Annotated in this window: 22 protein-coding genes; 9 read left to right on the top strand and 13 right to left on the bottom strand. The window is 66.6% G+C overall.

Translation table 11 applies throughout. The features are described from left to right. Positions 1 to 105: 105 nt before the first annotated feature. From AC1DP9_RS10395 to AC1DP9_RS10375, 5 genes are read right to left on the bottom strand one after another with little or no spacing between them, the layout of a single operon-like run. Positions 106 to 1,278 (bottom strand): ABC transporter substrate-binding protein, encoded by a 1,173-nt coding sequence (locus tag AC1DP9_RS10395; RefSeq protein ID WP_092294500.1) that lies wholly within the window; start codon positions 1,276 to 1,278, stop codon positions 106 to 108. A 50-nt stretch (positions 1,279 to 1,328) separates the two neighbouring features. Continuing rightward, positions 1,329 to 2,036 carry an ABC transporter ATP-binding protein gene (locus AC1DP9_RS10390; protein WP_092294502.1) on the bottom strand — a complete coding sequence of 236 codons (708 nt, stop codon included), beginning with the start codon at positions 2,034 to 2,036 and terminating at the stop codon, positions 1,329 to 1,331. Further along, on the bottom strand, positions 2,023 to 2,787 hold the full coding sequence (locus AC1DP9_RS10385) for an ABC transporter ATP-binding protein (protein ID WP_477107281.1): 765 nt from the start codon (positions 2,785 to 2,787) through the stop codon (positions 2,023 to 2,025). Before AC1DP9_RS10385 ends, AC1DP9_RS10390 begins: the two co-directional genes overlap by 14 nt. Continuing rightward, complete coding sequence (locus tag AC1DP9_RS10380; RefSeq protein WP_441643777.1) at positions 2,780 to 3,811, bottom strand: branched-chain amino acid ABC transporter permease; 1,032 nt, start codon at positions 3,809 to 3,811, stop codon at positions 2,780 to 2,782. The genes AC1DP9_RS10385 and AC1DP9_RS10380 overlap by 8 nt, the downstream gene beginning before the upstream one ends. Positions 3,812 to 3,821: 10 nt before the next feature. Beyond that, on the bottom strand, positions 3,822 to 4,685 hold the full coding sequence (locus AC1DP9_RS10375) for a branched-chain amino acid ABC transporter permease (protein WP_092294508.1): 864 nt from the start codon (positions 4,683 to 4,685) through the stop codon (positions 3,822 to 3,824). Between the two features lie 635 nt (positions 4,686 to 5,320). Here AC1DP9_RS10375 and AC1DP9_RS10370 point away from each other — a divergent pair. After that, complete coding sequence (locus AC1DP9_RS10370) at positions 5,321 to 5,800, top strand: carboxymuconolactone decarboxylase family protein (RefSeq protein ID WP_092294510.1); 480 nt, start codon at positions 5,321 to 5,323, stop codon at positions 5,798 to 5,800. Between the two features lie 4 nt (positions 5,801 to 5,804). Next, a complete protein-coding gene (locus tag AC1DP9_RS10365; RefSeq protein WP_092294512.1) occupies positions 5,805 to 6,209 on the top strand; it encodes a cupin domain-containing protein in 405 nt (134 codons plus the stop codon). 74 nt (positions 6,210 to 6,283) lie between these two features. Here AC1DP9_RS10365 and AC1DP9_RS10360 read toward each other — a convergent pair whose 3' ends face one another. Together AC1DP9_RS10360 and AC1DP9_RS10355 are read right to left on the bottom strand one after the other, a co-directional pair. After that, positions 6,284 to 6,508, bottom strand: coding sequence for a hypothetical protein (locus AC1DP9_RS10360; RefSeq protein ID WP_143093890.1), 225 nt, complete (start codon positions 6,506 to 6,508; stop codon positions 6,284 to 6,286). Between the two features lie 109 nt (positions 6,509 to 6,617). Further along, complete coding sequence (locus tag AC1DP9_RS10355) at positions 6,618 to 7,871, bottom strand: MFS transporter (protein WP_477107280.1); 1,254 nt, start codon at positions 7,869 to 7,871, stop codon at positions 6,618 to 6,620. A 279-nt stretch (positions 7,872 to 8,150) separates the two neighbouring features. Between AC1DP9_RS10355 and AC1DP9_RS10350 the strand changes: the two genes are divergently transcribed. After that, positions 8,151 to 9,098, top strand: coding sequence for a Bug family tripartite tricarboxylate transporter substrate binding protein (locus AC1DP9_RS10350; protein WP_177219924.1), 948 nt, complete (start codon positions 8,151 to 8,153; stop codon positions 9,096 to 9,098). 99 nt (positions 9,099 to 9,197) lie between these two features. Continuing rightward, positions 9,198 to 9,884: a GntR family transcriptional regulator gene (locus tag AC1DP9_RS10345; protein WP_092294518.1), complete on the top strand. Its 687-nt coding sequence runs from the start codon at positions 9,198 to 9,200 to the stop codon at positions 9,882 to 9,884. A 43-nt stretch (positions 9,885 to 9,927) separates the two neighbouring features. Here AC1DP9_RS10345 and AC1DP9_RS10340 read toward each other — a convergent pair whose 3' ends face one another. Beyond that, on the bottom strand, positions 9,928 to 10,911 hold the full coding sequence (locus tag AC1DP9_RS10340; protein WP_477107279.1) for a Bug family tripartite tricarboxylate transporter substrate binding protein: 984 nt from the start codon (positions 10,909 to 10,911) through the stop codon (positions 9,928 to 9,930). Positions 10,912 to 10,954: 43 nt separating this feature from the next. Continuing rightward, a complete protein-coding gene (locus AC1DP9_RS10335; RefSeq protein ID WP_477107278.1) occupies positions 10,955 to 12,145 on the bottom strand; it encodes a CaiB/BaiF CoA transferase family protein in 1,191 nt (396 codons plus the stop codon). A gap of 202 nt (positions 12,146 to 12,347) precedes the next feature. Between AC1DP9_RS10335 and AC1DP9_RS10330 the strand changes: the two genes are divergently transcribed. The 4 genes from AC1DP9_RS10330 to AC1DP9_RS10315 all read left to right on the top strand — a co-directional run bounded on the left by AC1DP9_RS10330 (position 12,348) and on the right by AC1DP9_RS10315 (position 16,556). After that, complete coding sequence (locus tag AC1DP9_RS10330; protein ID WP_477107277.1) at positions 12,348 to 13,328, top strand: quinone oxidoreductase family protein; 981 nt, start codon at positions 12,348 to 12,350, stop codon at positions 13,326 to 13,328. A gap of 15 nt (positions 13,329 to 13,343) precedes the next feature. Next, positions 13,344 to 14,096: a glutathione S-transferase family protein gene (locus tag AC1DP9_RS10325; protein WP_477107276.1), complete on the top strand. Its 753-nt coding sequence runs from the start codon at positions 13,344 to 13,346 to the stop codon at positions 14,094 to 14,096. Positions 14,097 to 14,112: 16 nt separating this feature from the next. Then, complete coding sequence (locus AC1DP9_RS10320) at positions 14,113 to 14,871, top strand: enoyl-CoA hydratase/isomerase family protein (RefSeq protein ID WP_477107275.1); 759 nt, start codon at positions 14,113 to 14,115, stop codon at positions 14,869 to 14,871. Positions 14,872 to 14,936: 65 nt separating this feature from the next. Beyond that, the gene (locus tag AC1DP9_RS10315; protein ID WP_477107274.1) at positions 14,937 to 16,556 is read left to right on the top strand and encodes a carboxylesterase/lipase family protein; all 1,620 of its coding nucleotides are present in this window, start codon (positions 14,937 to 14,939) and stop codon (positions 16,554 to 16,556) included. A 14-nt stretch (positions 16,557 to 16,570) separates the two neighbouring features. On the opposite strand, the gene AC1DP9_RS10310 is transcribed toward AC1DP9_RS10315, so the two are convergent. The 4 genes from AC1DP9_RS10310 to AC1DP9_RS10295 all read right to left on the bottom strand — a co-directional run bounded on the left by AC1DP9_RS10310 (position 16,571) and on the right by AC1DP9_RS10295 (position 20,124). Continuing rightward, complete coding sequence (locus AC1DP9_RS10310; RefSeq protein ID WP_092294531.1) at positions 16,571 to 16,888, bottom strand: NIPSNAP family protein; 318 nt, start codon at positions 16,886 to 16,888, stop codon at positions 16,571 to 16,573. Positions 16,889 to 16,932: 44 nt separating this feature from the next. Continuing rightward, complete coding sequence (locus AC1DP9_RS10305; RefSeq protein WP_092294532.1) at positions 16,933 to 17,907, bottom strand: Bug family tripartite tricarboxylate transporter substrate binding protein; 975 nt, start codon at positions 17,905 to 17,907, stop codon at positions 16,933 to 16,935. Between the two features lie 122 nt (positions 17,908 to 18,029). After that, complete coding sequence (locus AC1DP9_RS10300) at positions 18,030 to 18,929, bottom strand: helix-turn-helix domain-containing protein (RefSeq protein WP_441643771.1); 900 nt, start codon at positions 18,927 to 18,929, stop codon at positions 18,030 to 18,032. A gap of 61 nt (positions 18,930 to 18,990) precedes the next feature. Beyond that, a complete protein-coding gene (locus AC1DP9_RS10295; RefSeq protein ID WP_477107273.1) occupies positions 18,991 to 20,124 on the bottom strand; it encodes a DSD1 family PLP-dependent enzyme in 1,134 nt (377 codons plus the stop codon). Between the two features lie 90 nt (positions 20,125 to 20,214). On the opposite strand from AC1DP9_RS10295, the gene AC1DP9_RS10290 reads away from it, so the two are divergent. Then, complete coding sequence (locus AC1DP9_RS10290; RefSeq protein ID WP_477107272.1) at positions 20,215 to 21,213, top strand: LysR family transcriptional regulator; 999 nt, start codon at positions 20,215 to 20,217, stop codon at positions 21,211 to 21,213. Positions 21,214 to 21,217: the final 4 nt, after the last annotated feature.

The following is a 21,217-nucleotide window of genomic DNA, read 5'->3' as shown; positions in this document are numbered from 1 at the left end:
ACGCCCTTCGCTTTCTCTCCACATTTCACGCCGGCTGTGCCGCCGGCTGGTACCGCCTTGCTACGCCTTCTCCCTCCGTAGAAGCCTGTTGCTGCGCCGCCTGGCTTACTTCGCCAGTTCCGACAGGCGCACCGGTGCGATCTTGCCGTTCTGGACCCAGCCGACCACGGTGTCCGCCACCGAGCCGCCCTTGGCGTCGATGCCCTCCACCTCGTTCGGGTTCACGTCCTTCGGCAGGGCCTTGACGGCCTCCGGAATCTTGGCGCGGATGGCCGCCGAGTCGGTGGTCGTGCCGGCCAGCTTCATCGCATTGGCCAGCGCCCACGTCATCGTGTAGTTCAGGGACATCTCCGTGGTGGCATCGCGGCCATCATGGAGCTTCTTGTACTTGGCGTTGTAGGCCTGCGCGGCCGGGCGCGTGTCGTTGACCAGCGGCATCACGCCGATCGAGCCCTCGAGCATGCCGAGCCCGTTGGTGACCTTGGCCATCTCGTCCATCTTGGCCTGGTCCATGACGATGAAGCCGCCCTTGAAGCCCAGCTCGCGCGCCTGCTTGACGACCAGCGCGGTCGGCTCCGAGGGGCCGCCCACGAACATCACGTCCGGCTTCTCGGCGATTGCGCGCGACACGCCGGTGTAGAAATCGGTCGCCTTGGTGTACGACATCGGGTTGTTGCCCACGATCTTGCCGCCGGCGCCTTCCCAGGCCGGCACGAAGGCCTGCACCCACGCCTTGGCGTAGTCATGGTCGGCCGGCACCAGTGCCACGTTCTTGCCGTAGCGCTTCATCTGGGCCTTGATAAACGGCTCGATATAGCCGGTATAGGCCGGCGGGATGCGGATGGTCAGCTTGTTGCCGGCATCGGTGATGCGCGGCACGCTCGAGTAGGCCATGACCAGGAACTTCTCCTGCTCGTTGAAGGCCTGCAGCGCGAAGATGCCGCCCGAATGCGGCACGAAGACGGCCGGGGTCTTGTGCTGCTGCACCAGGCGGCGGGCGTTGATGGCGGCCTCGGCCGGCGCGTACTTGTCGTCTAGCGCCACCACTTCCAGCTTGACCTTCTTGCCGTTGACGGCCAGGCCCTGCGCGTTGATCTCGTCCACGGCCATCTGGATGCCGGACAGCACGTTCTTGCCATACAGCGCGGCGCCGCCGGAGAGCGGGCCAGTGTAGCCAATCTTGACCACTTCCTGCGCGAGCGCGGGCGTGGCGGCGAAGAGCGCGGCCACGGCGCATGCGGCCAGCGGGAAGAAACGACCCATCGTCTTGTGCTGCATTGCTGTCTCCTTTTTGGATTTGGTACTGCGCTTGTCTGGTGTTGTTCGATCTACCCGCCGATGTAAGCCTTCCGAATGCCTTCGTCCTTGAGCAGCGACTCCCGGTCGCCTTCCATCACGATCCGGCCGCTCTCGATCACGTACGCGCGGTGCGCGATGCCGAGGGCGGCGTAGGCGTTCTGCTCGGCCAGCAGCACCGTGGTGCCGGCGCGGTTGATGCGCTGGATCACCTCGAACATCTGCTTGACCACCAGCGGCGCCAGCCCCAGCGACGGCTCGTCCAGCAGCAGCGCACGCGGGCGGCCCATCAGCGCGCGGCCCAGCGCCACCATCTGCTGTTGCCCGCCGGACAGCGAGCCCGCCGGATCGTCCTTCTTCTGGCGCAGGATCGGGAACATCTCGAAGACTTCCTCGAGCGTCTCCCGGATGCCCGCGCTGTCGCGGCGGTGCACGTAGGCGCCCAGCGTCAGGTTCTTCTGCACGCTCATCGCCGGAAACAGCTTGCGGCCTTCGGGGCAGTGCACCAGCCCGGCCTGCACGATCTGCGACGGCTTCATGCCGGACAGCTCGCGGCCATCGAAGCGCATGCTGCCGCCGCTGGTGCGATGGATGCCGCTCATCGCCAGGAAGATCGAGCTCTTGCCCGCGCCGTTGGCGCCGAGCAGCACCACCAGTTCACCGGCCTTGGCGTGCAGCGAGACGTTGTCCAGCGCACGGAAGCTGCCGTACGACAGCGAGACGCGTTCAAGCTGCAACATGGTCGGCTCCCAGATAGGCTTCGATGACGCGCGGGTCCTGCTGGACCTGCGCCGGCGTGCCTTCGGCGATCTTCTCGCCGTAGTTGAGCACCATGATCTTGTCGGCCAGCCGCATGATCATGTCCATCTTGTGTTCGATCAGGCAGACGGTCTTGCCGTGCCGCACCATCTTGCGGATCAGTTCGGCCAGCCCCACGGTTTCCTCGGGGTTCACGCCGCCGGCCGGTTCATCGAGCAGCAGCAGTTCGGGGTCCGTGGCCAGCGCCAGCGCGAAGGCCACGCGCTTGCGGGCTTCCTGGGTGATGTCGGCCGCCACCTCATGGGCCAGATGCGTCAGGCCGACGAAGTCGAGCGCCGCCTCGGCCTTCTCGCGGCACAGCCGCTCTTCCTGGCGCAGGCGCCGGGAGTTGAACAGCACGTCGGCCAGCCCCGACGACGTGCGCAGCCGGTGGCCGACGATCAGGTTGTCGAGCACCGTCGCGCGGTCGAACAGGGCCGTGGCCTGGAACGTGCGCGCCACGCCGAGCCGGGCGATCTGGTCCGCGCGCAGGCCGGCCACGTCCTGCCCCTTGAACAGGATCTGGCCAGAACTCGGCGCGTGCGTGCCGGCGATCAGGTTGAAGAAGGTGGTCTTGCCGGCGCCATTGGGGCCGATGATCGCGTTGACATGGCCGGCTTCGAACGACACGGACACGTCGTGCACCGCGGTCAGCCCGCCGAATTTCTTGGTGAGGTTGCGGATCTCAAGCATTCTCGGCTCCGGGGCGGGTGGTCGGGACGGGCGGCTGCACGTTGCCGGGGCGCGCGGCGGCATGCTGGCCACGGCGTGCGGCGGCGGCGCGGCGGGCCTGCTTCTTCAGGTACGAGCCGACGATGCCATCCGGGAAGAAGATGATCAGCAGGATCAGCACCGGGCCGAACACGAGCATGCGGTAGTCCTGCAGGAACTGGAGCGTCTGGGTGACCCAGGGCACCAGCACCGAGCCGAGCAGCGGTCCGAGCAGCGTGCCGGTACCGCCGACCAGCATCGCCATGACCATGTCGAACGTGACATCGGTACGGGCGATGTCCGGGCCCAGGAAGCGCACCTGCCCCGCGTAGAGCGCACCGGCATAGCCGGCGAAGCCCACCGACAGCACGAACGACAGCACCTTGGTGCGCATCAGGTTGATGCCCAGCGCTTCGGCCAGCGCGTCGCTGTTGCGTACCGCCAGGAAGCTGCGGCCCAGCAGTGAGCTGACGATGCGATGCATGATGAACATGCCGATCACCAGGAAGGTCAGCACGAGGTAGTACTGCGCCGGCACGCTGTCGAAGGTGATCGGGCCGATGGCCGCCGGCACCGGAATGCCGATCAGGCCGACCGTGCCGTGCGTGAGGCCTTCCCACTTCTCGATCAGCAGGTAGATGATGTAGCCGACGCACATCGTGAAGATCGAGAAGTAATGGCCTTTGAGGCGCAGCGACACCACGCCCACCACGTAGCCGAACGCCATGCAGACCACGCCGGAGAGTGCGAAGGCGAGCCAGAACGGCAGTTGGTGGTCCACGGTCAGGATGCCCACCGTGTAGGCGCCAATCGCCATGAAGCCGCCGTGCGCCAGGTTGAGCTGGCCCGTATAGCCGGTCAGCAGGTTCAGGCCGAGCGTGGCGATGCCGTAGATGAACGCCAGCGTCATCACGGTCAGGAAGTAGCTGTTGGGCACGACCAGCGGAAACGCGATGGCGGCCGCCAGCAGCAGGGCCCAGCCGGTCTTTCCTTGCAGTGCTTTCATGGATCGCTCCTTACGCCGTCTTGGCGGCGAACAGGCCCTGCGGGCGGATGGACAGGATGATCACCAGCAGCATGAACGCGATGATGTCCTTGTAGTCGGTGGAGATATAGAAGCCGCCGAAGCTCTCGGCCATGCCGATGATCAGGCCGCCGACGATCGCGCCCGGGATGCTGCCCATGCCGCCGAGGATGATGATCACGAACGCCTTGGTGATGACCAGGTTGCCCATGCTGGGGTAGACGAGGTTGATCGGCGCGTACAGCGTGGCGGCGATGGCGGCGAGCGCGCCCGAGATGGCGAAGACCAGCAGGGTGACGCGCGTGGCGTCGATGCCGACCAGCGCGGCACCCTCGCGGTTCTGGGCCATCGCCATGATCGTGGAGCCGGTGACCGTGCGCGTCAGGAACAGGTGCAGCAGCACCATCAGGCCGAACGCGGCGACGATGATCAGCAGGCGCTGCATCGGCGCGGTGAGGCCGAGGAACTCCACCATCTGGCCGTACGGCGTGGGCATGCGGTGGAAGTCCGCGCCCCACAGCGCTTGCGCGCCGGCTTCCAGGAACAGCAGGATGCCGATGGCGGCAATCATGTCGTGGATCTCGGGCGCGTTGCGCAGCGGATGAAACACCAGGCGGTCCGCCAGCATCGACAGCACGGCCACCACGGCCGCGGCGGCCAGCATCGCCAGCCAGTAGTTCAGGCCCAGCGTGGTCATGGCGTAGTACGACACATAGGCACCGGCCATGTACAGCGCGCCATGCGCGAAGTTCGGCACGTGCAGGATGCCGTAGACCAGCGTGAGCCCCAGCGCCACCAGGCTATACACGCCGCCCAGCGTCAGGCCGTTGAGAAACTGTTGGAAAAACAATGCCACGGGATTACCTCGTACGGTTCGCGAAACAAGGTGCGCGCCGGCGCGGGACCGGGGCGCGTGGAGGTGCGTTGCCGTTGGGGCGGCAGCGCGGGCCGGATCGGCGTTGCGTCAGCCTGACCGGCGCGGATGCTGGCGGTTCAGCGCTGTCGCGGGGTGGCCGTCGATGTGGCGGGCAAGCGCGGCCAGCCTGGCGCTGGTGCCGCGTGTCGGTTGTCTTGCATGTGTTGTCTCCTTGCGTTGCCGCGCCAGGTGGCGCGCCACTCTCCTGGAACCCGGCAGGGCCGAGGGTCCGGTGACGCCGTGTCCTTGCCGCAAGTCCTGTCTCCCACAGCGGGGCAGTGGAGGCGGTTCGCGTTCTAGCACGGTCGTTCGTTTTCAGCGAATTTGCATGGCGATTCGACCAGCGTCAAGCAATCGGGCGATGCATTCCGCTGTGCGAAATACGCATCCCGCGCCAGTGCTCGGGGTCTTGGTGTTATCCCTGATTCTTTGGGGGTAAACGGGGGGGCGGCGTGCGCTGGCGTGGGCATCCGGATTGATGCCTGGCGGGAAACACTGTGCGCGCCGAGTCGGTCTGGCGTGGGGTCCACGCGCCACCTACCATGGTCTCAGGCATCGACCACAGGAGAAACGTCATGACCCAACGTACGAACTACTTCCAGCAATCCCCGGAACTGACCAAGAAGCTCATCGAGTTCGGGGCCCTGTTCCAGAAGACCACGATCGAGGCACCGATCCACGAGCTCGTCGAGATTCGCGCGTCGCAGCTCAATGGCTGTGCGTTCTGTGTCGACATGCACATCAAGATGGCCAAGATCCACGGCGAGCGGGAACTGCGCCTGCACCACGTGGCGATCTGGCGCGAATCGACGCTCTTCTCGCCGCGCGAACGCGCCGCGCTGGCCTGGACCGAAGCGCTGACCCACCTTGCCGCCGACGGCGTGCCCGACGCTATCTACGAGCGCGTGCGCACCCAGTACAGCGAAAAGGAACTGTCGGATCTGACCTTCCTGGTCGGGGCCATCAATGCCTGGAACCGCCTGAACGTGGCGTTCCGCATGGTGCCCGGGTCCTCGGACAAGGCGTTCGGACTCGACAAGGCCAACCTGGAGTAATGCCATGAAGACAGTCGCATCCGTTGCTGCAACCCTGATGCTGTCGTGCCTGATGGTGGCCGGGCCGGCAGCCGCCGCGCCGCAGGCCAGCGTCAAGCAGTTGATGACGAAGCCGTTGCCCGAGTATCCGGGCAAGGAAGGCGAGATGATCGTCGTGGACTATCCGCCGGGCGCCGTGGATCCCGTGCATCGTCATGATGCGCACGCCTTCGTCTATGTGCTGGAGGGCAGCATCATCATGGGCCTGAAGGGCGGCAAGGAAGTCACGCTCAAGGCGGGCGATACCTTCTACGAAGGCCAGAACGATATCCACACGGTCGGGCGCAACGCCAGCAATACCGAGCCGGCGAAGTTCGTGGTGTTCCTGATCAAGAAAAAGGGCGCGCCGATCCTGACGCCGGTGAAGTAACCGGACAGGGGCCTCCGCGCGTCCCCGTCAACGTCATCTGACTTGGCAACATTTGCCTGCCCCGGACCTATCCCCTAGGGGGTCGTGCGTTTGGGGCGGGTGTCGTGCACGGTGGAGGGCGGCGGGTACACGTCGTCGCTCGCGGCGATGGGCTCGCGCGGGGGCGGGGGCGTGGAGGAGGTGTCCCGGGGCGGCGTGTCGCAGCCGGCCACGCCAAGCCCGAGCAGGGTAATGAGAATGCATCCGGCCAACGCGCTGCCCAGGGCGCGGCCAGGACGGGGATCTCGGTGATAGGCCATGAATGGTCCCGGTGAATGTGCTGTCTTCCAGCATAGACCACCGGTGTTGCCTGCGGATGACTTGTGAATGCGAACCGATTCAGCCCGTCCCTGGGGCTGACATGCCGGTTCAGCGCGCCTTGGCCCAGCGATCGAACACGGCGCAGGCGAGCAGCAGGGCGCTGGTAACAAAGAACACCGCGCGCATGCCAAGGTGCACGCTGATCTGCGCGCCGATCAACGGCCCGATCACCTGCCCGGAGAACTGCGCGGATTGCAGGTAGCCGAGCATCTTGCCGGACTGGTGCTCCTTGACGGCCTGGCGTACGAGCTTGCCGATGGCGGGGAGCAGCCCGGCGAGCGCCATCCCCATTACGCCGCGCAGCGCGGCCAGCGTCCACCAGTTGGTCACGAACGCCTGGGGAATCAGGACAAGGGCGGTGGCCACAAGGCAACCGATGATGACATGCCAGGCACCGACGCGGTCGGCCAGCGCCCCTAGCCGCGAGGCCGTCAGTACGCTGCCAAATGCCGAGCACGCCATGACGATGCCGGCCACCGTGGCCAGCCGGTCGTGCGGTACATCGAGTTGTCCGATATAGACGGTGATGATTGGCTCGATCGACATATTGGCCAGCAACACCATCGCCGCGGTCACCAGCAAGGCCGGCAACGCGAAGCGATGCGCGCTGCGGGGAGCACCGTCGGAGGGCACGGGTTGGCTGGCGGCCTTCGGCGGACGCGTGAAATCCTCGCGCACGCCAAAGATCGTCAGCAGCGCCGCCACGCCGATCATGGCACCGCCGGCGAAGAACGTGCCGCGAATCCCGATCAGGTTCGGTAGCAGGCCCCCAATGAGCGGGCCGACCAGATTACCCGTCAGCGCACCGGTGGACAGCACGCCGAGCGCCCAGCCCGCCCGTTCGGGCGGCGCCTGCGTGCCGATCATCACGGTGGCCGCCGACGCGTAGCCGCCGATCAACCCCGCGGCGAAGCGCAGCGCAACGAGTTCATAGACGTTGTGGGCCAGCCCGATCATCGACATCACGATGGCCATGCCCACCGCGGCGCGTACCAGCATCGGCTTGCGCCCGAAACGGTCGGCCAGCTTGCCCCACAGGGGCGCGGTCACGGCGGTCGCAAGGAAGGTGATGCCGAACGCCACGCCTGACCACTGCACCACTTCGTCCTGCGACGTCACGCCGAGTTGCTCCACGTACAACGGCAAGAACGGCAGCAGCATGCTGAGGCTGACCAGCGTGGTGAAGGAGCCGAAGACGGCAACCGCCAGATTCCGCTGCCAGTAAGCGGCATTGCGGCCGACGTAGCTGTCAGTCGGGTGCCGGGTTGCGGGAGAGGGGAGGGAGGGGGCGGATTCAGTCATTGCGGCGGACGTCTGCGATCGGTGGGGGGCACGGGCCCAATCTAGCTGCCCGGCGCCGAGCGAAGAAGACACCTCGCGGATCAACAGTTTTGTGCGTTGGTAACGAATGCGGCGCGCCGGGCCCCCCCGATGGCCGGATATCGAACACCACTTGCGCGGCGCTCGTTGGTTTGGCCGTTGCGTCCCCCATAATGAGCCGCCGACTCGCGCGGCAATTCAAAGAAACAGAATCGGAGACAGCAATTGAGTATCAAGACACGCGCCACGGGCGCCGCACGCATGGCGGCCATCCTCATTGCGGGACTGGCCATCGGCCAGGGGGCGAGCGCAGCAGAATGGCCGACGAAGCCGATCAAGGTCATCGTTCCTTATACGCCGGGCGGGTCGACCGACACCGTGTCGCGCGTGGTGTTCGAGCGGGTCTCGCAGACCCTTGGCCAGCCCATCATCATCGAGAACAAGCCGGGCGCCAACAGCACGCTTGGCGTGGGTGTCGCGGCGCGTTCCGCGCCTGACGGCTATACGTTCGTGTCGGTGCTGGCCGCCTACAGCGCCAACATGTCGCTCTACTCGAAGCTGAGCTACAAGCCGTCTGACCTGGTGCCGGTGGCCGAGATGGCGGAACTGCCGCTGTTCCTGTTTGCCAGCAAGCGGCTGCCGGTAAAGACCGTCGGCGAACTCGTCGCCTATGGGCGCAAGAACCCGGACGCGCTGACCTTCGGCTCGAGCGGCGTTGGCAGCTCGGCGCACCTGACCGGCGAACGTCTGGCGATGGAGTCGAAGCTCAAGATGACGCACGTGCCCTACAACGGTAGCGCGCCGATCCTGCCGGCGCTGGTGTCCGGCGAGGTGTCGATTGCGTTCGATCCGCTGCTGGTGCCCATGCCCCACGTGAAGACCGGGAAGATCAACGTGCTGGCGGTGGCGTCGGCAAAGCGCTGGCCCGGCGAACCGCAGATCCCGACCATGGAGGAATCTGGCTTCCCCGGGTTTGTCATGAGTTCGTGGACCGGCCTGCTGGCGCCGGCCGGCACGCCGCAGCCGGTGGTGGACCGCATGGCGAAGGCCATCGCCGCCGCCACCACCAGCCCCGAGGTATCGAAGAAGCTGACCGAGCTCGGCTTCGTACCGGTCAGCGATACGCCGGAGGCCTTCCGCAAGCTGATCGAGCGCGACACGGTGCGGTACGGCGAGATCGTCAAGGCGGGGAAGATCTCGCTGGACTGAGTGGCGTCGCTTTTGTGCACATAGCGGGCAATTGCGCATACGCGGGCGGGCGCGGTAGTAGAATCGCGCCATCCCCACTCAGCGCGCTCGCAGTGTTCCATGTCCGATGAAAAGAAGAGCTTGTCCGAGACCATCCGTACGGCGATCGAGCAAGACATTCTGAGCGGGAAGTTGCCCAGCGGCACGCAGCTGGAGGAACAGCAGTTGCTCGCGCGCTTCAAGGTGTCGCGCACCCCGGTGCGCGAGGCGCTGATCCAGCTCGAATCCGCCGGACTGGTCGATCTGGTGCCGCGTCAGGGCGCCATCGTGGCATCGATCACGCTGCGCGAATACGTGGCGATGAGCGAGATCCTGGTGCAGTTGGAGTCGCTGGCCGCCCGGCTGGCCGCACGCCGCATTTCGGCGCCGCAGCGCAAGGCGATCCAGACGGCACTGGAGGCATGCCGGGCGGCTGCCGAGCAGGCCGATGGCGGGGCGTACCGCAAGGCCAACGACACGTTCCATCACATCATCTACGAAGCCAGCTGTAACGACATCCTGTCGCGCCAGATCCTCACCATGCGCGCACGGATGCGCGGCATGCGCGATCTGCGCTTCGAAAAGCCCGCGCGCATCCGCGCCTCGCTGGCGGAGCACGAGGAAGTGCTGGAAGCGATCCTGCGCGGCAGCGAGGACGCCGCCGCGGCCGCCATGGTGCGCCACATCGCCACGGGTGGCGATGTCTATGCGGACATGATCGCCTCGATGCCCGGCGACGGTGCGGGGCGGGGGCGCGGCCGGCGCTGATCGGCGCTGATCGGCGCCGGGGCTCTTCATCGTCGGATCTTCGTCAATCAAGCTTCACGCCGGCCTGCACGATACGCTCCAGCGCATTGCGCCCATCGGCGGAGGCCCACGCGCCGAACTCCGCCGGCGATTCCGATAGCGACACTTCGCTGCCATTGGCGGCCAGCTTGGCGCGGATTTGCGGGTCGGCCATGACCTTGCGCGTGGCCGCGAAGATCTTGTCCCGAATCTCCGGGGGCAAGCCCGCCGGGCCATAGAGACCGAACCAGAACGTGAAGTTGAACCCCGGGAGCCCGGTTTCGGCCAGCGATGGCAGGCCGGGCGCCACTTCGGACGGCTTCGGCGTCGTCACCCCAATCATCTTCACGACGCCTTGCGTGCCCATCGGCAACACCGAGGCGGCCGTCCCGAATGACATTTGCACTTCACCGGCTGCCACGGCCTGCAAGGCCGGCGCGCCGCCCTTGTACGGCACATGCGTCATGCGCACGCCCGTGGCTTTCTCGAACTGCAGCCCCGCCACGTGCGGCGAACCGCCAATGCCGGACGACGAGTAGTTGAAGCCGCCCGCATCGGCCTTCGCCTTGGCCACGAGCGCCTTGACGTCCGCGACACCCAGGTTCTTGTTGACGGCCAGGATCAACGGCGAGACGGTCAGGCGCGTGATGGGCGTGAAATCCTCCCCTTTGTAGCGCGCCTTGTAGAGCCGCTGGTCGATGCCATACAGCGTGGCCGTGGCCAACGCCAGCGTATAGCCGTCCGGCGGGGCGCTGGCCAATGCGGTGGAGGCCAGCGTGCTGCCCGCACCGGGCTTGTTATCGACGACGATGGTCTGGCCCAGTTGCTTGGACAAGGCTTCGCCGAAGATGCGCGCCACGTAGTCGGCCGCGCCGGCCGGCGTGTAGCCCACCAGCACGCGAATGGGGCGATTCGGGTAGTCGTCGGCCGCGAGCGCGGGCGGGGCGGACGTTGCCGCCAGCGCCGCCATCGCGAGTACGCGCCTGGCGCGCAAGTATCGAGGGTTCATCGCTTGTCTCCGCTTATTGTTTTGGCTTGTCGGGTGCGGCCGGTCACGCCGCGATATTGCCATCGCGCAGTCGGGCGATGCGGGCATCGTCGTAGCCCAGGTCACGCAGGATGGCGTCCGTATGGGCACCGGGGTCGGGCGCCGCGCTGAAGAATCGCTCGGGATGCGGCGCGGCGGAGAGGTTGATCGGCGAACGTAGCAGCGCCAGCGGTCCCAGTTCGGGGTGGTCGGCGGGGCGTGTCATGCGCAGGTGCTGGACCTGCGGATCCTCGAACGCCTGGCCGATATCGAAGACCGGGCCGCACGGCACGCCGACGGCGTTGAGCCTGTCCGTCAGCTCCGCAGCGGTGAACGCGGCTGTGCAATCGTTGATTGCCGCGTCGACCCGCTCGCGCTGTGCATTTCGCCCGGCGGCACTGTGCAGCGAGGTATCGGCCAACAGCGCATCCGCGCCGAGTGCCTGGCAGAAGTGGGTCCACATGCGGTCGGTGCTGGCGGCGATGTTGACGACGCCATCCTGGCATCGATACGTGCCCATCGGGGCCAGCGTGGGGTGCGCATTGCCTTGCTGCGTGGGCACCACGCCTTCCACCGTGTAGCGTGCGCCCTGGAAATCGAGCTTGTTCAGCATCGCCTCGATGAGCGAGGTGTGGACCCATTGGCCGCGTCCCGTGCGCTCGCGTTGCAGCAGCGCCAGCAGGATGCCTTGCCCCAGGAACATGCCGGCCGTGGTGTCCGAGATGGCGATACCCACGCGTAGCGGACCGTCCCCGGGCATGCCGGTCACGGAACTCAGTCCGCACATGCCCTGCACGATCTGGTCGAGCCCGGGGCGCTCGCAGTACGGGCCGTCCTGCCCGAATCCGGAAATGCTGGCCAGGATCACACGCGGGTTCAGCGCGCTCAGGCGTTCATAGGTCAGGCCCAGCCGCTCCTTCACCACGGAACGGAAGTTTTCCACCACCACGTCCGCGCGGCGCACCAGCGTGGCCAGGATCTCAGCCCCTTCGGGCGTCTTCAGGTCCAGGCAGAGGCTGCGCTTGTTGCGATGCAGATTCTGTTCGTCCGAGCCCCGGCGGCGCCCGGTGACCGAGCCGCGGTCGCGCGGCGGTGGCGGTTCGATGCGGATGACATCCGCCCCCCAGTCCGCCAGCAGCCGCACGGCCACCGGGCCGGCGCGGGCGATGGAAAGATCCAGGACGGTGTAGCCGGACAGCGGTGCGTCGTGAGTCATCGGTCCTCTTCGAGAATTCGTTATCGCCGGTAAAGTATACGAATAGGCAGCATAAATATACGTATACGGATTTACCATGATGCGACTTGACCGCACATGCGCTACGCTTCCCCCGGCCCACTTACGGCCAATAGGCCCCGCGTGGCCACGTTTTGGCAGCGGAACCGCGCATACCCCCGCCGGCTTGGAGACCACAGACCGTATGCATACGAACGCAGTCCGTATAAGAAAGCATGGCGACGCCGACGTGCTCGAACTCGACGAAGTGCCGGTTGCGGCGCCCACGCCCACTGAAGTCCAGATCCGGCAATCGGCCATCGGCCTGAATTTCGCCGACATCTACCAGCGCAACGGCGCGCATGGCCCGCACACGCCGACGCCGTTTCCCATCACGTTGGGATCGGTCGGCGCGGGCATCGTCACGGCGGTCGGGCGGGAGGTGTCGGGCGTTGTGGTCGGGCAGCGCGTGGCGGCCATGTATCCGGGCGCGTATCAGGTCACGCGCAACGTGCCGGCCGATCGCGTCGTGCCGCTGCCGGACACGATTTCCGAGGAGGTGGCCGGCGCCACCCTGTTGCGGGGACTGACGGCCGAGTACCTGTTGCGGCGGCTGTATGTGGTGCAGCCCGGCGATGGGGTGCTGGTGCATGCGGCGGCCGGCGGAATGGGCGTGCTGCTGTCGCAATGGGCACGCTCGCTCGGCGCGACAGTGATCGGCACCGTGGGCAGCGAAGCCAAGCGCCGCGTGGCATTGGACCACGGCTGCCATCACGTGATCTGCTATCGCGACACGGATTTCGTCGCGGAAGTCATGGCGCTGACGCAGGGCAAGGGTGTCGCCGTCGTCTACGACGCGGTCGGCAAGGACGTCTTCGTGCCATCGCTGCAATGCCTGAAGCCATGCGGGATGGCCATCAACTACGGCACCGCGTCCGGCGACGTGGAAGCATTCGACCTGCAGCTACTGCATGCGAAGTCGCTGATCGTGTCGCGGCCGACGCTGCGTACGTTCATCGCCGATGCGGCGTCGCTACGTCGCGCGGCGCTGGCGCTTTTCTCGGCGGTGGAAGCAGGGCACCTGCGATTGGAGGTGGGGCAGCGCTTTGCCTTGTCCGACGTCCGGGAGGCCCATCGCAGCCTCGAAGGCCGCGCCACGACAGGCGCCACCGTGCTGATTCCCTGACCGGAGATCGCCCACATGAGACTGTTCCACGGCTGGTTATCCAGCGCGTCGCGCCGCGTGCGGCTGTGTATGGCGGAGAAGGGCGTCGATTACGAGAGCGTGCCTGTCGATCTGGCCGCGCAGGAGCACCATTCGCCAGCGTTCCTGGCGATGAATCCGAACGGCGTGGTGCCGGCGCTGGTGCTGGACGATGGCCGTTTCCTGTACGAAAGCGGCACGATCTGCGAATACCTCGACGACGTCCTGCCGCATCCCCCGCTGCGCCCGGCCGACCCGTATGCGCGGGCCACGATGCGCAACTTTGTCCGCTGGACCGACGACAAGCTGCTGCCTAACCTGCTGATCCTGAACTGGAGCATCGCGCTGCAGCCCGTGGCGTCGCAATGGAGCGATGCGGATCTGGCGGGGAAGCTTGCGCGCATCCCGACGCCGGAGCGGCGCGAAGCCTGGCGCCGTATCGCACGCAAGCCGTACTCGGACGAGGAGAAGCGCGCGGCGCTCGACGCCTTGCTGGCATTGCTGCCGAAGATGGCATCGATGCTCGACAACGGGCCCTGGCTGATGGGCCCACCCTATTCGCTGGCCGATATCGCCGCGGTGCCGTTTATCGCGCGGATCGCCGAACTCGCGCCAGAGGCCATGGCGGCAGACCGCATGCCGGCGGTGGCCGACTGGTGGCAGCGCGTGCAGCAGCGTCCGGCCTTCGCGCAGGCGCGCATCGAACGATTCGACGTCGCGCTGCGAGCGCGAGAGACTACCCTTTCTTGATCCGGAGATTTGACGCATGGCTTCCGAAGGTTCGCTTCCCACGCTCGATATTGCCGCCCATGTGGCCACGCTGACGCTGCAGCGCCCCGATGTGGCCAACCGGCTGGGCCCCGACGATCTGCAGGCATTGCTGCAGCACATTGAAACCGTGAACGGCAGCGATGTCCGCGTGCTGATCCTGCGCAGCACGGGCAAGTACTTCTGCAGCGGCTTCGATATCGGCAAGCTCGCCGCCGGCCAGCGTGGCGCGGGCTTCGAGCCGCTGGTCAATGCGATGGAGGATTGCCGCGCGGTGACCATCGCCGAAATCCAGGGTGGCGTCTACGGCGGCGGCACGGACCTGTCGTTGGCGTGCGACTTCCGGCTCGGCACCGACGCCGTGGAGATGTTCATGCCAGCCGCGCGCCTGGGCCTGCATTTCTATGAGCGCGGCATGCGCCGCTACGTGACGAGGCTGGGCCTGAACGCGGCCAAGCGCCTGTTCCTGACCGCTGAACGGATCCAGGCGCCCGAGATGCTGGCGTGTGGGTTCCTGACCGAACTGCTCCCCGCGGATCAACTGCGCGAGCGTGCGGCGCAGTTGGCCGGGACCATCGCCGGGCTGGCGCCCATTGCCGTGCAGGGCATGAAGCGGCATCTGAACGCGATCGCGCGCGGAGACCTGGACACCGCGGCGCTTGCCGAGGACATCCGGCGCGCGACGCAATCGGAAGACATCCGCGAAGGGGCGCTGGCGTGGAAGGAGAAGCGCCAGCCAGCCTTTACGGGCAAGTAACGTCGCATCACGCAGCAGACAAACACAAGACCAAAAGAAAGGGAGGGGCGATGGAGCACAAGGGAATGTCGCGCAGGCAGTGGCTGAAGTCGGCTGCCGTGCTGACGGCGGGGAGTGCGGTCACGGGAAGCGTGCGCGCGATGGCAGAAGATCCGGTGTTCTCGGTGGTCGAGACCGCCGATGGCAAGGTGCGGGGCCTGCGGTCAGGGGGCGTGCACGTGTTCAAGGGCCTGCGCTACGGCGCCGACACAGGCGGTGCCAACCGCTTCATGCCGCCGCAGCCGGTGGCGAAGTGGAGCGGCGTGCGCGATGCCACCGCCTACGGCAACTACGCGCCGCAGATGCCGGCCGACCGGCGCCGTGCCTACGCGGACCTGATCGCCTACGATCTGCAGCCGGGCGGCATGGGCGAAGACTGCCTGGTGCTGAACCTGTGGACGCCATCGCCCGCAAAGGCCGCGAAGCGGCCGGTGCTCATGCATCTGCACGGCGGCGGGTTCTATGCGGGATCGGGCAATTCGCCGCAGTTCGACGGCGAGATGATGGCGCGCTTCGGCGACGTGGTGTTCATCAACATCAATCACCGGCTTGGCTCGTTTGGCTATCTGAATCTGGCCGAGGCCGGCGGCGAGCGCTATGCGCAGTCGGGCGCGGTGGGCATGCTCGATATTGTCGCGGCGCTGCGCTGGGTGCGGGAGAACGTGGAATCGTTCGGCGGGGATCCGTCGCGCGTGCTGGTGTTTGGCCAGTCGGGCGGCGGCCTGAAGACCAGCACGCTGATGGCGATGCCGTCGGCGCAGGGGCTGTTTCATCGCGCTGGCGTCATGAGCGGTTCGGGCATTCGTGTGCTGACGGCGGCGCAGTCCACGGAGGTCGCGGCCAAGTACCTGTCCACGCTCCAGATCGGCAAGGGCTCGGTGGACCGACTGCATACGCTGCCGTTCGAGCAACTGCTGGCGGCGCAAATGCGCTTCGAAGCCGCAGACCGATTGAAGGGCGAGGCGCCACGCGCCTTCGCGCCGTCGATAGACGGTGTGGCGATTCCCCGCCATCCGTTCGATCCGGATGCGCCGGCCATCTCGTCGCAGGTGCCGATGATCATCAGCACGACGCTGGACGAGCGCGCGTACCGCCAGATCAATTTCGATCTCGACGATGCCGGGCTGCTGCGATTCGCGCAGACGCGCGTGGGCGACGACGCGTCGCGTCTGGTTGGGATGTATCGGGATGAGGACCCGCGTGCCACGCCGTTCGTGCTGCAGGCGCGGATCGATACGGACATGACGTTCCGTCGCATCGCCCAGCTGCAGGCGGATCGCAAGGCCGCCGCGCACGCCAGTGGCAACAGCGCGCCGGTGTGGACATATCTGTGGAAGACGCCGAGCCCGGCTTACGGCGGCCGCTATGGCGCGCCGCATGGCGTCGATATCGGACCGAGTCTGCACGACATCCGCATGGGGCTGAACGGGCCGAGCGACACCAGCCTGCGTCTGGCCGATCAACTGGCCAGCGCCTGGGTCAGCTTCGCCGCGACGGGCGACCCCGCCAATGCCAAGACCCCGCAATGGCCAGCGTATTCGGCTACGCGGCGCACCACGTTGGTATTCGATGGCGAGGCCTCCGGCACCCGCGCGCAGGAGGATCCTCGCCGGGCGTTCCGGGAGTACTGGGCCGGGCGGCTGTAGGCCACCCGTGCCGGCTAGGGCTTGAAGAACGACACCGGCGTCATCAGCCGGTTTTCCTGGCTGATCAGGTAGGCGGCGTCGGCGCTTATCTTCAGGTACTCGCCCCAGGCCGGATCCTTCTGCAGCGCCTGGCGCTTGGCCTCGCGGTCGGCCGCGCTTTCATAGACCCAGATGTGCGTGTAGCTGTTCACATTGCCGGTCTCGGTTTGCATATAGGCCAGCGGCTTGCCCAGATGGCGGCTCTGGGTCTCGTAGCCGTGCTCGGCATACAGCGCCAGGTGTTTCTTGATCGTGCCGGGGCGGCAGGTGTAGGTGCGAACGTCGTACAGCATGGGGTTTCCTCCAGGGATAGCGATGGCGATGGCGATGCGTGGCGTCAATCGACGGTGGCGCCGGACTGCTTGACCAGCACGGCCCAGCGCGCCACTTCCTGATTCACGTATTTCTGAAATGCGGGTTGATCGTCCCCGACCGGGTCGGCGCCCAGCCCTTTCAGCCGATCCTTGACGGCGGGGTCGGCCACGCTCTGGACGATGGCCTGCGAGAGCTTCTCGACGGCAGCTTTCGGTGTGCCGGCCGGTGCGAACAGGCCGAACCACGAGCGCGCGGTCATGCCCTGGAACGGCGTTTCCGAGAAGGCGGGCACGTCGGGCAGGGCGGCGTGGCGCTTGTTGCCCGTCACCGCCAGTGCCTTGAGCTTGCCGCTCTGCACTTGCGCGAGGACTTCGGGCAGGTTGGCGAACATGACCTGCACCTGGCCACCCATCACGTCATTGAGCGCCTGCGCCCCGCCCTTGTAGGCCACGTGCGTCATCTTCGTACCAGCCAGCGTGCTGAACTGCTCGCCGGCCAGATGGGAGGCGGTGCCGGTGCCGCCCGACGCGTAATTGACACGGCCGGCGTTGGACTTGGCGTAGGCGGCGAGTTCGGCCGCCGAATTGACCGGTACGGTCGGATTCACCACCAGCAGCAGGGGGACGGACGCCAGGTTCGACAACCCTACGAAATCCCGCGTGAGACTGTAGTTGAGCTTCTGGTAGAGCGATGCGTTGATGGCATGGCTCGACGTGGCCATCAGCAGCGTGTAGCCGTCGGCGTCCGCGCGTGCGGCCGAGACGGCGCCGATATTGCCATTGGCGCCGGCCTTGTTCTCCACCACGACCGACTGCCCGAGCCGGGCCGACATGGCCTGCGCCACGGTGCGCGCGATCACGTCGGTGGCGCCGCCAGCGGCGAACGGCACGATGATGCGCAGGGGATGATCGGGGTATTCCGCCATCGCGCTGAAGGGGATAACGGCCAATACGGCGGCCACGGCAAGGCCCCGCAACGGGGCGATGACTCGGTACATGTCTGTCTCCTGTGCTTTTGGTACTTTTTGGTGCTTATGGATGCACCATGAGGAGCACTGTACGCACGCGCGCGGCGGCAGTGTTAGGACGGATCAGACGTTGAGTTGGACTTTTTCGCGCGTTAGTCGAGCGGACGGCAGTGCTTCCTGCGGAAATCGCCCGGCGTGAGGCCGGTCTGCTTCTTGAAGAAGCGCGCGAAGTAGGCCGGATCCTCGATATTGAGCCGGAACGCGATCTCGGCGATGCCGGTTTCGGTGTTGCTGAGCCAGCGCTTGGCTTCCAGCACCACGCGTTCCTGTACCACCTGGCTGGCGGTGCGCGCCAGGGTGCGCTTGACTGCCTCGTTGAGCTGGCGCTCGCTCACGCAGAGCGCCTCGGCGTACTGGCCGATCGTGCCGAAGCGCAGGTAGTGGGTTTCCACCAGCATCGTGAAGCGGCGCGTGAGGGCCTGATGCGGGCCAACGCCGCCGGCGGGCTCGTTCTCGGGGCACAGGCGGCGCAGGCGCGTGAGCAGGATCAGCAGGCAGGCCTGCACCACGTCCGGGAAGCCGGGCTGGCGATTCCGCGCCTCCTGCTCCATCTCGTCGAGCAATGGCAGCAGGCCGTCATGCTGGTCGGGCGTGAGATAGAGCGCGCTCTGGGCGCGCGTGGGGTGGTAGAACGGGAATTTCGCGGCGTCGTCGGCGCGCGGAAACATCCGGGCGAAGAAGTCAGTGCTGAAGTTCAGCACGTAGCCGTGCGGCTTCACGGATGACGTCCAGGCATGCACCTGCCCGGGCGAGAGGAAGAACACCGAGTGGTCGCGCACGTCGAAATGCGCGAAGTCGAGCATGTGCGTGCCGCTCGCCCGGGTCATCCAGAGCAGGTGATAGTAGTTGTGCCGGTGCAGGAAGCCGCGGGGGATGTCGTCGCGGTCCTGCAGCCGTACGAGGTCGAAGTAGAACGACCCATCGCCCGCGAAATCCGATGTCTCGAAGGTGGGAATCTCGCCGGCGGGGCTGGCGGGGAGGGCTTCGGGCAAGCGCGGGTCTCCTTGTGTTTCTGATCCTGGTTACCGGCGCCATGCTATCGCAAAACCGCGCTCACCATCCCCCGAAACGAGGCCATTGCGCTTCCACCACAGTGCTGCCCGCGACGACCGTGTAGGCGCCATGCTGCGCCCCAGTGGCGCACGCGTGATTGGGCAGCACGCGCAACAGCGTGCCGACCGGCAGCATCGGCGTGGCGGACGGATCCGTGCGATGGCTGACGATGCCATGCTCCTGGTTGGCGTCGACCATCGCCAGATCCGGCAGCGGCTTGCCGTCGATATCGCACACCAGCCCGTAGCCCTGGTCGATCGGCTGCTTCGCGGTGCCACGGTCGCGCGACATCGCCATCCATCCCGCGTCCGTGATCAGCCAGCCTTTCTCGCGCTGGTGGCCGATCACCGTGCACAACACCGACAGGGCGATGTCATCCACGTTGCAGACCCCGATGCCGTGCATCACCAGATCGAAGAACACGAACACGCCGGCCCGGACCTCCGTCACACCTTCGAGCGAGCGGGCGAAATGCGCGGTAGGCGTGCTGCCGACGCTCACCACCGGCGCCCGGTAACCGGCGGCGCGCAGCCGTTCCGCCGCCTGGACCGCGCCGGCGCGCTCCTGCTCGGCGACGGCTTCGATGGCCTCGGCTGAACGGCAATTGTAGGAATCGCCCGCATGGGTGAGCACGCCCGCGAGCCAGGCGCCCGTGCCTTCGTCCTTGCCTAGTGCGGCGGCGATATCGAGCAATGCCGGGTCCGCCGGCTTGACGCCCGAGCGGTGCCCGTCGGTATCGATCTCGATCAACACCGGCACGTTCAGGGCGCGTTCGCGACACCAGTCGGCGAGTGCGTGGGCGGCCTCGACGTTGTCCAGCAACAGCGTCAGCGCGGCGCCGCGTCGCAGAAGGTCTTCGACATGGGGCAGCTTGGACGGCACGATGCCCACTGCGTACAGGATGTCGCGCCAGCCGTGGTCGAGGAAGTAGCCTGCTTCCTTCAACGTTGACACGGTGATGGGCGTGCCCGGTGCGCCGATGCGAGACGCGACGTCGGCGGACTTGTTGGTCTTGGCGTGTGGTCGCAGCGTGACGCCGAAGGGCGCAAGGCGGTCGCGCAGCCGCGCGATATTGCGCTCCATCTTCAGGCGGTCCAGCACGAGGACCGGCGTTTCAAGTGCTTGCAAGTTCATGGGAATCCGTTATGCGTGTGCCAGCACGGGCTGGAGGTTCGAGCCTTGCAGTGTAGAGGGGCCGGGCCCTCAGGTGGTTAATGCCATAGAATGGCTTCATTCACCTACAGGTTAATAATGAAGCTGGACATCGAGGATCTGCGGTTCATCCTGGCGCTGGACCGTCTGGGGAGCCTGGCCGCCCTGGCCCGGGAAGAGAATGTCACGCCGCCGGCCGTGACCAAGCGGCTGAGCCAGTTGGAGGCGCGCCTGGGGATCCGGCTGGCCCAGCGGACCACGCGGCGCCTGCAACTGACGCACGAAGGACACCTCCTGGCGCAGCACGCCACTGGCGTTCTGGAGCAGATGCAGGTGATCGAAGAGGCGCTACAGCAGCGTAGTCAGGTTGTGGCGGGCAAGCTGAAGGTCCACGGGCCGTTTGGCTTCGGGCGCCGCTACCTCGGACCGCTGTTGGCGCAGTTTCACAGCACCCATCCTAATCTCGAGGTGCAGTTGTACCTGTCGGACAACCTGATGCTGCCGCGCCAACCCGTGCATGGCCGCGATGCCTTCGACGTGCTGGTCAGCATCGGCACGATCCCGGATTCGCGCTGGATTGCGCATCGCCTTGCCCCGAACCGTCGCATCCTGTGCGCCGCGCCCGAATACCTCGCCAAGGCCCCGCCGTTGGAGACGCCGGCGGACCTCGAGCGGCACGCCTGCCTGGTGCTCAGGGAGAACGACGAGGATGTGACGCTGTGGCGCTTTGCCGAAGACGACGGCGACGGCGACAGGAACCATCGCCCAGCGCGATCACGGGAACTGACCGTACGGGTGCGTCCCACGATGGAGAGCAATGATGGCGACGTGGTTCATCACTGGTGCCTGACCGGCAAGGGCATCATGGCGCGGTCGGAATGGGATGTGGCCGATGAACTGGCCGCCGGGCGGCTGGTGGCGCTGCTGCCAGCGTACCGGCTGCCCGATGCGGATGTGATGGCGCTGGTGCCGCAGTCACGCCAGTCGTCCATGCGCACGCAACGATTCGTCGAGATGCTGCGCAACGCGCTGGCGCCCAGGCCGCCGTGGCGCATGACCCGCCAGCCGTAGAAGG

The organism is Cupriavidus sp. 01L43, assembly GCF_056399925.1.
The sequence above is the reverse complement of the archived record's forward strand: the minus strand, read 5'-3'. Positions and strand labels throughout refer to the sequence as shown.

Excerpts from the sequence above, each read along its gene's own strand:
- AC1DP9_RS10395 (WP_092294500.1), bottom strand. The coding sequence starts at position 1,278 with ATGCAGCACAAGACGATGGGTCGTTTCTTCCCGCTGGCCGCATGCGCC.
- AC1DP9_RS10390 (WP_092294502.1), bottom strand. The coding sequence starts at position 2,036 with ATGTTGCAGCTTGAACGCGTCTCGCTGTCGTACGGCAGCTTCCGTGCG.
- AC1DP9_RS10385 (WP_477107281.1), bottom strand. The coding sequence starts at position 2,787 with ATGCTTGAGATCCGCAACCTCACCAAGAAATTCGGCGGGCTGACCGCG.
- AC1DP9_RS10380 (WP_441643777.1), bottom strand. The coding sequence starts at position 3,811 with ATGAAAGCACTGCAAGGAAAGACCGGCTGGGCCCTGCTGCTGGCGGCC.
- AC1DP9_RS10370 (WP_092294510.1), top strand. The coding sequence starts at position 5,321 with ATGACCCAACGTACGAACTACTTCCAGCAATCCCCGGAACTGACCAAG.
- AC1DP9_RS10365 (WP_092294512.1), top strand. The coding sequence starts at position 5,805 with ATGAAGACAGTCGCATCCGTTGCTGCAACCCTGATGCTGTCGTGCCTG.
- AC1DP9_RS10360 (WP_143093890.1), bottom strand. The coding sequence starts at position 6,508 with ATGGCCTATCACCGAGATCCCCGTCCTGGCCGCGCCCTGGGCAGCGCG.
- AC1DP9_RS10355 (WP_477107280.1), bottom strand. The coding sequence starts at position 7,871 with ATGACTGAATCCGCCCCCTCCCTCCCCTCTCCCGCAACCCGGCACCCG.
- AC1DP9_RS10350 (WP_177219924.1), top strand. The coding sequence starts at position 8,151 with ATGGCGGCCATCCTCATTGCGGGACTGGCCATCGGCCAGGGGGCGAGC.
- AC1DP9_RS10345 (WP_092294518.1), top strand. The coding sequence starts at position 9,198 with ATGTCCGATGAAAAGAAGAGCTTGTCCGAGACCATCCGTACGGCGATC.
- AC1DP9_RS10340 (WP_477107279.1), bottom strand. The coding sequence starts at position 10,911 with ATGAACCCTCGATACTTGCGCGCCAGGCGCGTACTCGCGATGGCGGCG.
- AC1DP9_RS10335 (WP_477107278.1), bottom strand. The coding sequence starts at position 12,145 with ATGACTCACGACGCACCGCTGTCCGGCTACACCGTCCTGGATCTTTCC.
- AC1DP9_RS10330 (WP_477107277.1), top strand. The coding sequence starts at position 12,348 with ATGCATACGAACGCAGTCCGTATAAGAAAGCATGGCGACGCCGACGTG.
- AC1DP9_RS10325 (WP_477107276.1), top strand. The coding sequence starts at position 13,344 with ATGAGACTGTTCCACGGCTGGTTATCCAGCGCGTCGCGCCGCGTGCGG.
- AC1DP9_RS10320 (WP_477107275.1), top strand. The coding sequence starts at position 14,113 with ATGGCTTCCGAAGGTTCGCTTCCCACGCTCGATATTGCCGCCCATGTG.
- AC1DP9_RS10315 (WP_477107274.1), top strand. The coding sequence starts at position 14,937 with ATGTCGCGCAGGCAGTGGCTGAAGTCGGCTGCCGTGCTGACGGCGGGG.
- AC1DP9_RS10310 (WP_092294531.1), bottom strand. The coding sequence starts at position 16,888 with ATGCTGTACGACGTTCGCACCTACACCTGCCGCCCCGGCACGATCAAG.
- AC1DP9_RS10305 (WP_092294532.1), bottom strand. The coding sequence starts at position 17,907 with ATGTACCGAGTCATCGCCCCGTTGCGGGGCCTTGCCGTGGCCGCCGTA.
- AC1DP9_RS10295 (WP_477107273.1), bottom strand. The coding sequence starts at position 20,124 with ATGAACTTGCAAGCACTTGAAACGCCGGTCCTCGTGCTGGACCGCCTG.
- AC1DP9_RS10290 (WP_477107272.1), top strand. The coding sequence starts at position 20,215 with ATGGCTTCATTCACCTACAGGTTAATAATGAAGCTGGACATCGAGGAT.